11 protein-coding genes are annotated in these 10,770 nt (G+C 61.1%); 7 read left to right on the plus strand and 4 right to left on the minus strand.

Going from position 1 to position 10,770, the window contains the following annotated elements; genetic code table 11:
* Positions 1 to 2: 2 nt before the first annotated feature.
* From WCA53_RS19975 to WCA53_RS19990, 4 genes are all read left to right on the plus strand, one after another.
* Positions 3 to 2,291 carry an ATP-dependent DNA helicase gene (locus tag WCA53_RS19975; RefSeq protein ID WP_423914637.1) on the plus strand — a complete coding sequence of 763 codons (2,289 nt, stop codon included), beginning with the start codon at positions 3 to 5 and terminating at the stop codon, positions 2,289 to 2,291.
* A gap of 128 nt (positions 2,292 to 2,419) precedes the next feature.
* Positions 2,420 to 3,022, plus strand: a complete 603-nt coding sequence (locus WCA53_RS19980) for a DUF1326 domain-containing protein (RefSeq protein WP_423914642.1) — start codon at positions 2,420 to 2,422, stop codon at positions 3,020 to 3,022.
* On the plus strand, positions 3,019 to 3,834 hold the full coding sequence (locus tag WCA53_RS19985) for a DUF2182 domain-containing protein (protein ID WP_423914645.1): 816 nt from the start codon (positions 3,019 to 3,021) through the stop codon (positions 3,832 to 3,834). Before WCA53_RS19980 ends, WCA53_RS19985 begins: the two co-directional genes overlap by 4 nt.
* Positions 3,827 to 4,699 (plus strand): DMT family transporter, encoded by an 873-nt coding sequence (locus WCA53_RS19990; protein WP_423914648.1) that lies wholly within the window; start codon positions 3,827 to 3,829, stop codon positions 4,697 to 4,699. Before WCA53_RS19985 ends, WCA53_RS19990 begins: the two co-directional genes overlap by 8 nt.
* Positions 4,700 to 4,717: 18 nt before the next feature.
* Here WCA53_RS19990 and WCA53_RS19995 read toward each other — a convergent pair whose 3' ends face one another.
* From WCA53_RS19995 to WCA53_RS20005, 3 genes are read right to left on the minus strand one after another with little or no spacing between them, the layout of a single operon-like run.
* Positions 4,718 to 5,695: a DUF3298 domain-containing protein gene (locus WCA53_RS19995; RefSeq protein ID WP_423914669.1), complete on the minus strand. Its 978-nt coding sequence runs from the start codon at positions 5,693 to 5,695 to the stop codon at positions 4,718 to 4,720.
* Positions 5,610 to 5,831: a hypothetical protein gene (locus WCA53_RS20000; RefSeq protein ID WP_423914672.1), complete on the minus strand. Its 222-nt coding sequence runs from the start codon at positions 5,829 to 5,831 to the stop codon at positions 5,610 to 5,612. Before WCA53_RS20000 ends, WCA53_RS19995 begins: the two co-directional genes overlap by 86 nt.
* 22 nt (positions 5,832 to 5,853) lie before the next feature.
* On the minus strand, positions 5,854 to 6,591 hold the full coding sequence (locus WCA53_RS20005; protein WP_423914651.1) for a hypothetical protein: 738 nt from the start codon (positions 6,589 to 6,591) through the stop codon (positions 5,854 to 5,856).
* A gap of 462 nt (positions 6,592 to 7,053) precedes the next feature.
* On the opposite strand from WCA53_RS20005, the gene WCA53_RS20010 reads away from it, so the two are divergent.
* A complete protein-coding gene (locus WCA53_RS20010) occupies positions 7,054 to 7,329 on the plus strand; it encodes a Crp/Fnr family transcriptional regulator (protein WP_423914654.1) in 276 nt (91 codons plus the stop codon).
* Positions 7,330 to 7,383: 54 nt separating this feature from the next.
* Positions 7,384 to 8,685 carry an FAD-dependent oxidoreductase gene (locus WCA53_RS20015; RefSeq protein ID WP_423914657.1) on the plus strand — a complete coding sequence of 434 codons (1,302 nt, stop codon included), beginning with the start codon at positions 7,384 to 7,386 and terminating at the stop codon, positions 8,683 to 8,685.
* 73 nt (positions 8,686 to 8,758) lie between these two features.
* Here WCA53_RS20015 and WCA53_RS20020 read toward each other — a convergent pair whose 3' ends face one another.
* Positions 8,759 to 9,565: a CerR family C-terminal domain-containing protein gene (locus WCA53_RS20020; RefSeq protein ID WP_423914662.1), complete on the minus strand. Its 807-nt coding sequence runs from the start codon at positions 9,563 to 9,565 to the stop codon at positions 8,759 to 8,761.
* A gap of 92 nt (positions 9,566 to 9,657) precedes the next feature.
* Here WCA53_RS20020 and WCA53_RS20025 point away from each other — a divergent pair.
* Positions 9,658 to 10,770, plus strand: a 1,113-nt coding sequence (locus tag WCA53_RS20025; protein ID WP_423914666.1) for an HlyD family secretion protein, incomplete at its 3' end; no start/stop codon positions are given.

Here is a 10,770-nt window from a genome sequence, read left to right on the forward strand (position 1 = left end):
TCATGCCCCGACCACCCAGTTACACCATCGCAGTACGCGCCCTGTGCGAGTTCACCGCCAAACGCGGTGATCTCGATCTGCGCTTCACGCCGTCGCCAACCGCGCAAGAAGGCATGGCGGGACATAAGCTTGTCGCGGGCCGACGTGGCGAGCGGTACCAGACCGAAATTAGCCTCTCAGATAGCTTCGGTCCGCTAAATGTGCGCGGTCGCGCCGACGGCTACGACCCCGGCTTAAATCAGTTGGAAGAGATCAAGACGTATCGCGGCAAGCTCAGTTCCATTCCCGAGAACCATCGGCATCTGCACTGGGCGCAAGCGCGCATCTACGGCTGGCTATGCTGCAAAAAGCTGAACTTAAGGGAGATCCGTCTCGCCCTTGTCTACTTCGATATCGCGAGCGAAAAGGAGACGGTGTTCACAGAGATGCAATCCGCCGAAACGCTGCACGAGCATTTTCGTGAGCACTGCGAGCGTTTTCTGGACTGGGCAAAACAGGAACTTGAACACCACGCCATGCGTGAGGCCGCGCTGACGGCAATGGTTTTTCCTCACGCGTCATTGCGTCCAGGGCAACGGGATCTGGCGGCAGCAATCTACCGTTGCGCCACGCACGGACGCTGCTTGCTGGCGCAAGCGCCAACGGGTATTGGCAAGACGCTTGGCAGTTTGTTTCCGCTTTTGAAAGCATGGGCCGCCGCGCAACTCGACAAGATCTTTTTCCTCACCGCAAAGAGTTCGGGCCGCCAACTTGCCCTCGACGCACTCAACACGTTGGGCCGCGACACACCGTTGCGGGTGCTTGAACTAATCGCCCGCGACAAAGCTTGCGAACACCCCGACAAAGCCTGTCATGGCGAATCCTGCCCGCTCGCGCGCGGCTTCTATGACCGCTTGCCAGCCGCCCGGCAAACCGCTTTGAAAGTCGCACGACTCGACCGTCACGCTTTGCGCGAGGTGGCCCTTGGACACGACGTGTGTCCGTACTATCTAAGTCAGGAACTGGCGCGCTGGAGCGACGTCATTGTCGGCGATTACAACTACTATTTCGACACGCACGCCATGCTGTTCTCGCTCGCCGAGTCGAAGGAATGGCGCGTCAGCGTACTGGTAGATGAAGCCCACAACCTCGTCGAACGCGCCCGCGCGATGTACTCGGCCACGCTCGACGAAGCGTGCTTTCGCACCATCCGCCGCGCTGTGCCGCCGTCACTAAAGCGCGCGTTCGACAAGATCGCCCAAGCGTGGAAAGCAATTTCCAGCCGGCAAGTCACTCAGTATGAAGTGCATGTTGCGCTGCCCGGACGCTTCATTGAAGCGCTGCAAAACGCAATCGCCGCGATGACCGAGTTTGTCGGCGAACAGCCCGCGGCCCTCGATCGCGAGACACTGCGCTTCTACTTCGATGCCATGCATTTCGTGCGCATTGCCGAGCGCTTCGACACCCATTCTCTCTTCGATACCACCCTGTCCCCGCACGCAGCCACGCGGCGCGACACCGTGCTGTGCCTGCGCAATAGGGTGCCCGCGCCGCATCTGAAATCACGCTTTGCGCGCGCGCATTCGGTCGCGCTGTTTTCGGCCACGCTCACGCCCATGCATTTCTATCGCGACATGCTCGGCCTTCCTGAAACCTGCCTGCAGGCGGAAGTGGAATCGCCCTTTCATGCGGACCAGTTGCAGGTGCGGGCCATAGCTAACGTGTCCACGCGGTTTCACGATCGCGAGCAATCCGTGCCGTCAATTGTCGATCTGATCACCAGCCAATACCGTCGCGCGCCTGGCAATTATCTGAGCTTCTTCAGCAGCTTCGACTATCTCAATCAGGTCGCCAACGCGCTGGTTCGCCAGCATCCCGACATTCCCGTGTGGATGCAATCGCGTTCGATGACCGAAACAGGCCAGCAGGCATTTCTCGCGCGCTTCACCGAGACGGGTCGCGGCATCGGCTTCGCTGTGCTAGGCGGATCGTTCGGTGAAGGCATCGACTTGACCGGCACGCGATTGATCGGCGCGTTCATCGCCACGCTTGGGTTGCCGCAACTCAATCCGGTGAACCAGCAGATGAAAGCGCGCATGGACGCGGAGTTCGGCGCCGGGTACGAGTACACGTATCTGTTTCCCGGGCTGCAAAAGGTAATACAGGCTGCGGGGCGTGTGATTCGCGGACAGACGGATCGGGGGGTGCTCTATCTCATCGACGACCGGTTCGCCCGCGCGGAAGTGCGTCGCCTGCTGCCCGCGTGGTGGCAAGTGGAGATTGTCCGGCATGCCGCGCAACCGCTGGCCTGACCGCTATCGAACTGCCTGGCCCTCATCGAACTTGACTTGTCGCAACCCGCAGCCGGAAAATTACTATTTCTTGCAGCCGCGCCCCGCGGCGACAAGTCCGTGTTCGCGTGCCTTCAATGGAGGTTCGTATGAGCTATCACCTGGAAGGTCGTCTGCTCGAAGTTTGCAACTGCAAGGTGCTTTGCCCCTGCTGGATCGGCGAGGACCCTGACAACGGCACCTGCGACACGATTGTCGCGTGGCGTATAGACAAGGGGATGGTCGACGGCGTCGATGTGGCCGGCAATACCATCGCGGCCGTTGCCCATGTGCCTGGCAATATCCTGCAAGGCAACTGGACTGCCGCGATCTATGTCGACGACCAAGCCTCAAAGGCGCAGGAAGAGGCACTGCTGAAGGTCTACACCGGCCAAGCCGGCGGCCCGGTCGCCGAGCTCGCCAAGCTCATCGGCCAGGTCGTGTCCGTGGAGCGCGCGCCGATCCGCTTCACCGTGGTCGCAGGCAAGGGCGAACTCGAGATCGGCACGAACTACTACGCCGAACTCGAACCCTATCTCGGCGCGACCGGTGGCCAGACCACCCTGTCCGACACCGTGTTCTCGACCGTGCCCGGCGCCCCAGTGTTTGTCGGCAAGGCCCCGACCTATCGATCGAAGAACCCCGCACTCGGCATCGACCTCGACATCAAGAACCACAACGCCCTGCAGAGCACGTTCGTCTTCGACGCATGAGCCCGACGGCAGGTCCATCGCCGTCCCGCGCCTCGCGCCATGTACACGTGTTCCTGCCGGTTTTGGCTGCGCTGATTGCGCTCGCGTGGGTGGTGTTATGGGCGTGGGCGCGCAGTCCATACGGACGCTATATCGAGCACGGTGACTGGACGGCGTCAGGACCGGCTGCATTTCTGTGCCGTGTCGTTCCCGCGGGCGACGTGGTCGTGCCCGTGGTGCTCTACGCTGTCGCTTGGATCCTCATGACAGTGGCCATGATGCTCCCGACCACCTTGCCGTTGTTCAATGCCTTCGACCGGTTGACTGCGGGTCGCCCAGACCATGGGTGGCTTCTGATGCTGCTCGGCATGGGCTACATGACGGTGTGGGGAGCGTTCGGACTCCTGGCGCATGCACTTCATAGCGCTCTGCTGTCCCTGCTCGCCAGCGTACCCACGCTCGCCTGGCATGGCAGGCTGATCGGTGTCGCAGTCATTGCGGTGGCTGGCGCATTTCAGTTCAGCAAGCTCAAGTACCGGTGCCTTGAAAAGTGCCGCACGCCCTTGAGCTTCGTCATCGAGCACTGGCGTGGGCACGCGCAAGCGTGGAATGCGTTCGTGCTTGGCGCGCAGCACGGCCTGTTCTGCGTCGGGTGCTGCTGGGCGTTGATGCTATTGATGTTCGCGCTCGGTACCGGCAGCCTCGGCTGGATGCTCCTGCTTGCCGCCGTGATGGCGATCGAAAAGAACGTTCGCTGGGGCAAGCGTCTCAGCACGCCCCTCGGCGTGGCGCTTTTGTCGTGGGCAGTCGTTTTGGTAGTAATCCATGCATGAAGCGCGCGGTGGGCTGCTCATCTTGCAGACGACCCTCCTCACTGCGGTGGCGATGCTCGCCTTCGCGGCTAATTCGCTGCTGTGCCGGCTCGCGCTGCAGCAGGGGGAAATCGATCCGGTCAGCTTCGCCGGCATCAGGTTGGTTTCGGGAGCGATCGTGCTCGCCGTCATCCTGCGGTTCAGGACAGAACGGCCCGCGGCGAGCCATGCCGACTGGCTCGCCGCTGCCATGCTGTTTGCCTACGTCGCGTTCTTCTCCTTCGCGTATCTCACCTTGTCAGCAGGCACGGGTGCATTGATTCTGTTCGGCGCAGTTCAATTGACGATGTTCAGCGTGGGTTTGCGCTCCGGCGAGAAGTTCGGATCCGTCGCGTGGCTCGGTCTCGCACTGGCAGTCGCAGGGCTTGTCTACCTGGTGTCGCCGGGGATCGCCGCGCCGCCGCTCGCCGGCGCGGCGTTGATGGCGATCGCGGGCGTCGCGTGGGGCGTGTACTCGTTGCGTGGCCGCGCAGTGGCCGACCCGCTCGCCGCCACGGCGGGAAACTTCGCGCGTGCGGCGCCGCTCGCCCTATTGTTGAGCTTGCTTTTTATCGCCAACTCCCGCGCTTACGCGAACGAGGCCGGGGTCGCCCTGGCGATTGCCTCCGGCGCGCTCACGTCCGGCATCGGGTATGTCATCTGGTATGCAGCCCTGAGCAAGCTTACCGCCATGCGAGCCGCCACTGTACAGTTGTCGGTGCCGCTGATCGCTGCATTTGGCGGAGTGGCGTTCCTCTCGGAAGCGATCACGCCGCGCCTGGCTGCGGCTTGCGCTACGATTCTTGGAGGTATCGCGATGGTGCTGGCCAGCAAGTCGCGCACATAGCGTCCATCGTGCCGGCGATCATCGCGGTGTCGGCGCTCCTGGTGCAAGCAAACGATGCAAGTCGGTCCACGGCACGGTCACTTCGAGAATGCCGGATGCCATTGCATCTGCCTCACCGGGGTTGAACGAAATGAGAAGGCCGTCCTTGGTGAAGGACCACGCCGTCGGATCGCGCACGTCCTTGTCGATTCCGTCAGCAAAGGAGGCGGCGTCGTTCAATCCCCGCGAGGCGCGATCACGCAAGAAGGTCTCCCATCCGCTATCCGGCGTGAACAGGTCCTCCTTCTTGAGACGATGCAGGGCCGGCTTCAGCAAGTAGGTAATGTTGCTCATGGTCATGGAAGCCGCCCCCGCCGCGCATTGCTCAGTGTGCAACATCTCGACGTTAATGAAATCGGGCGTCGCTGAGTGGACTCTGAAGCCCACAAACTGGTCGCTGGACGTCTCGGCGTCGCCGAAACACCAGTCTGCTCGCGCTGTGGCCGCCGATCGGACGATCGCATCATTCCATTGTTCTGCTATCGGGGAAATCGGATGATCGATTCTTGGCAGGCCCGTGTGCTGTTCCAACGGTATGCCGGTGACTTCCTGCTTCCCGATTGACGTGTAATGGTCAATTCGGCTGAACACGAAGGGACCCATGGACGTGGCGGCGCTGCGCAGATCGTCGAGACGGTCAGCGTATTGCCGTCGCAGACACGAGGTAGCGCCTTCCTCCCTCTTGCTATCGAGGCACAGGACTTTCGCCACTTTGAGCCACTGTTCCTGCCCGCTGCGCAAGATCGTTTTTCCCGGGTCGGAAAGTAATGGCAGGGCCGCATCGTAGCGCTGCGCCATTGCTGCGTCCTGAGCCGATAGCAACGGATCGGCGCAGACCGTTTTCTCGAAACGGGTTCTGGCCTCGCCGCAGTCAAAGCTTGCTGCCGTCGCGATTGATGGCGCCAAACAGGCAACGGACAGGCTGACGACCAGGCATCGACGGCCCCATCGCTGCACTGAACAGCAAGGGCTGGGTTGCGAGGACGCAACGCGCGAAATCTGCAGCATGGTGGCCGGTTGTTGGGGAATAAAGGGGGAATGAAGTGATGCGGCGGCCGGCAAAGTTGTGCGTCTCCGGGTTACTGACACGCATTGGCGATGTCCGCGCGGCAGGACTATTGGTCGTCGCTCAGGCCCGCCGGGACGCCGTAGCGCGAACCATCGTATTCCATTGTAAAGCTGGCCCGTTTGGCGGCGTTGTCCTTGCTTGCACATTGTTCCCCGGCCACCGTGTTCGTCGTGTCGACGGTCTTTTCGCTGACAAGTAACGTTGCATAACCGCCGCGGCCGGCTGGACCGACCGATATTGCGCGGGATGTATCGGAGAACTGGCCGGCGCAGTTACCGTCCCAATCTCCCTTGCTTTGTCGCGTCGTTAGATTGCTGAGCACCCGTCGAAGCTTGCGCTCGTCAATCACATAAAGACTGAGCGTCGTATCCGCGAAGGGATCCACTCGCGACGAGTTTTGAAAGCTCTTCCTTACGCCAAAGGCAAGTTCCTGGGCCGTAAGCCGCCAAGGTGCGGTATCGAGAGCAATGCCTTGCAGGCCCATCGCATCGGACGTAATCGCGGAGGGTTCGTAACTGTGAGCGATGACCGCTCCCGTCTTGCTGTCCGCCACCAGCACCTCGACATCGTAGACCGTCTCTTCGGTTGTCGCGCCTTTCTGGGGCAACGGCAACACGGCAAGCGTTTGCGACGGATTCGCGGGCCAAACCTTGCAAGCGGCATTGTCAGTGTCGACAGCGCGGCCCGGTTGCAGTGTGTGCGCCCACTCAGTAAAGCGTTCTTTGCAGTCCGCGTGTGCGAGAAGGGGCAAACATAAGAAAGCCGATGCAACGAGAGTACGCATGGGTATGTGGTTGGAGGTTGTGGTGAGCATGAGCGGTGTGTTGCGGCGGGAATTCTACAAGAGTCTCGGGATTGACCACCCTGGTAAATCGGCTGACTGCGACGCAAGCTCTTAGGCTGCCTACCTGCGATCGACTAAGAGTGGCTCGATGCATACCCATCGTTGAGCTTATTAGGAACGCAATGATGTCGCGCATATCTTGGTCGGTCATGGCGGGCCTGTCCCCAGGCTTGCGGTTGAACGGCGCATCTGTGATGTTGATATTCGCGTGAAATTGCGGCGGCAGGCCGTCATATTCAGCAGCAATTTATTGCGTTTTGTTGGCGCATTCTTCGACTGCGACCTACCATTGCAATGTAGTCTGGCAAACCCGGCACCCATTGCTAATGGAAGAGAACATGACCGAAGCCGACAACGACACCAACGCAGAAGGGTTCTTCGCCTAGCGGACCCGAAATCGTCATGGCTTACGCTCCAATCCTCACTGAATCTCAACTCGAACGCGTGCGCGTCTTCACGAAGCCGCGACAGGTGGCGGCAGGCGTTGTGCTCTATAACCCCAACGACGACACACCGCCGGTGTACGTGGTGATCGAGGGCAAGATCAGGATTGTCTCGCTGGCTGGCGGCGTCGAAGATACGGTGACGACTTACGACCCGGGTCAGTTTTCGGGCGAATTGCTGATGATTGCAGGCAGGCGTTCGATCTACCGGTGTCAGGCCGTCGAAGCATCGTAGCTGCTGGAGTTGAGCGCCCAAAACCTGCGAACGCTGATCAGCAAGGACGCGGAGTTGAGCGAAATCTTCGTGAGGTCATTCCTGGCACGGCGCCTTGCTATGGCCAGCCACGGACGTACCAATGTGCTCATACTCGGCTCGCTCTATTCGGCGCAGACGCTTGCTATACGAGAATTTCTGACGCGCGATGGGCACCCGTTCGCTTATGTGGATCTCGACACCGATAGTAGTTCCCAGGAGCTGCTCGACCGCTTCGGGGTATGCAGTGACGACGTCCCCATCGTCGTTTGCAACGGGGACCAGATACTCAGGAATCCATCGACACGGGAAGTGGCAAAAGCGCTGGGCTTCAACTCGAATATCGACGAGTCGCAGGTACGCGACCTCGTCATTGTCGGCGCGGGTCCCGCAGGACTGGCCGCGGCGGTGTATGCGGCATCCGAAGGCCTCGATGTGCTGGTCATCGAACGTGCGGCGCCCGGCGGACAGGCCGGCTCCAGTTCACGCATCGAGAACTACCTCGGTTTTCCGACTGGCCTCTCTGGTCAGGAGCTTGCGAACAGCGCGATCGCGCAGTCAGAAAAATTTGGCGCGAAGATCATGGTGGCGCGCACGGTCGAGGGCCTGAACTGCGACGAGCGGCCTTACCGGATTTCGCTCGACGACGGCCAACAAATCGCGGCCCGTTCGGTCGTACTTGCGACGGGCGCCGCCTATAACCAGCCCGCGCTGCCCAACATCGACCGCTTTACCGGCCGTGGCATTTACTACAACGCCACGTTCATGGAAGGCCAACTGTGTAGCGGCGATCCGGTGATCGTTATCGGCGGCGGCAACTCCGCGGGACAGGCGGCCGTGTTTCTCGCCCAGAACACGAAGGGCGTGCGGATGCTGGTCAGGTCAGCGGGGCTCGCGGCAACGATGTCGCGCTATCTGATCCGGCGCATCGAAGAAAACCCGCTCATTCAGGTTCATTTCAACAGTGAGCTCGTGAGCTTGAGCGGTGACGACCATCTTGAAGAGGTGTCGTGGTGCGACAAGACCACGGGCGAGGTGACGACGCAACCCGTGCGGCATGTCTTCGTCATGACGGGAGCCTCACCGAAGACCGAGTGGCTTGCCGGCTGCCTGTCACTCGATCCGCGCGGCTTCGTGTTGACAGGAGGGGATCTGGACGACGTCTTGCCACCCCAGCCATGGCCGCTTGCGAGGCGGCCCTACATGCTCGAAACCAGCCTGCCGGGCGTATTCGCCGTAGGCGATGCGCGGGCCGGAAACGTCAAACGGGTCGCATCTGCGGTCGGAGAGGGTTCGATCGTCGTCCACATGGTGCATCAGGTGCTAGCCGGTACGTAGATTAGGTGACGACCTTCCGCTTCGCCGGGGCTCGGGAATTTCAACCGCCTCACCCTCACGCAACGCTGCTCTGTTATTTTTCCACGGCACCTGTCGCGCTCTTGCGAGCGGCGCGTTTCCTTGGCACCGTCTTCGCAACAGACTTCTTGCTCCCGCTGGACGCGCCCTTTTTCGCCGAGCCCTCCCTGCTCCATTGCTCAAGCAAAATGCGCGTCTGCGTACGCACCGTCGCCTTCAGCAAATCGCCCTTCTCGGCGTCTATCTCCTTCCATCCAAGCAATGCAAGCGTGGTGCGGGGCGCCACGTGGAACGTCAACAGTTGCCCATGCAAACTCAGCATGCGGATCAAGGTAAGCGGATCGTCGGGTTTCATGCCCGTGATACGCGCTATCAACCTCGAGCCGACATCGTTCAAAGGCTGTCGCACGCGCCGCATCAGGATCTCGGAGGCAATGGTCGGCTCATGCCCTGCCTGTTCACGCGTAAAGAAAAGCCGCTGGTTGGACGTACCGCAAGCCTTCACGAACATACGGTCCGCAATCGCTTCCTGAATGCGAATGAAAGCATCGATCAGCACCGGAACATCGCTGTCTTTACTCAACACGTCCGCAGCGTAAGTCACCACCGGCTCCAACGTGACCCAGGACGAGTCGGCGAGGTATTCGGCACACGCGCGATACACCCCCTCTTTATTCTCGAAGTAGTACTGCAGCGCGGGTGCATTGACCCCGGCACGCGCAGCAATGTCACGTGTGGACGCGCCCTCGAAACCTTGCTCTCCGAATGACTCGATTGCCGCTTCGATGATTCGCTGCCTTGTCTCGTCGCCTCGCACATATCCGCCGCCCGCCGGACGGCGTAGCCGTTTCGTGTTGTTCATTCAAGCCCCTCACGTCAACGAAACAAATATATCACTTGACACAATTTTACCAACTGGAATAATTCTTCCGATTGGAATAATTTGGATCAACGATGTCAACAACCGCAGGCTCGCCCCCGCACGAAGTGCCGCAAGATTCCACCGCTTCGCCTGCGCGGCGCTCTGGTCGACGCCTGATCCTGGTGGTGCTCGGGATCGTCGTGCTTGTCCTCGCGGGAATCTGGCTTGCACGCTGGTGGACCGTCGGGCGCTTTATTGAAAGCACTGACGACGCCTATTTGCAAGCGGATAGCGTCACCGTTGCGCCCAAAGTCAGCGGCTACGTGACCGACGTGTATGTAGGCGACAACGCCACGGTCAAGGCCGGCGACCCGCTGGTCCGACTCGATACCCGTCAGTACCAGGTCGCGCTCGACCAGGCGCAGGCAACCATTGCTGCTCGCGCCGCCGACATCGAGCGCGCGCAAGCTGACATCCTGCAGCAGCACGCCAACATTGATCAGGCCAAGGCACAGCAGCAAGTTGCACGAGTCAGCGCCCAGCATGCACGCGACGAAGTCCAGCGTTACGCACCGCTCGCCGCCACCGGCGCTGAAACCAGCGAACGGCTGTCTGAGTTGACCAGCACGCGCGATCAGGCACTGGCAACGCTTGCCGCCAACGGGGCCGCGGTCGATGCCGCCAAAACGCAGATCGCCGCCACCACCGCGCAGATCGCCCAGGCACGTGCCCAACTCGAAGCAGCAGAGGCAAGCGCGCGGCAAGCTCACCTCGACCTGCAGGACACCGTCGTGCGCAGCGCACTGGCCGGCAAGGTCGGCGACCGCTCGGTTCGCGTGGGTCAGTACGTGCAGCCGGGTACGCGGATGTTGACGGTCGTGCCGGTGGAAAGCACCTATCTGACGGCCAATTTCAAGGAAACGCAGGTCGGCCAGATGCGCGTTGGCCAGCCCGTGATCCTGCATGTGGATGCCCTGCCCGGCACGGACTTGCATGGCGTGGTGGATAGCTTCGCCCCCGGTACCGGCGCGCAGTTCGCGCTGTTGCCTCCAGAAAATGCCACGGGCAATTTCACCAAGATCGTGCAGCGAATTCCCGTGCGCATTCGCATTGAAACTGGGCCGGAAACGCGTAGCGTGCTGCTGCCCGGTTTGTCGGTCACTGCCGATGTCGATACCCGGTCATCGCGCGACGCTGACAAGCGC

This window comes from Caballeronia sp., from assembly GCF_049581465.1.
In the GTDB taxonomy this organism is placed as follows: Bacteria; Pseudomonadota; Gammaproteobacteria; order Burkholderiales; family Burkholderiaceae; genus Caballeronia.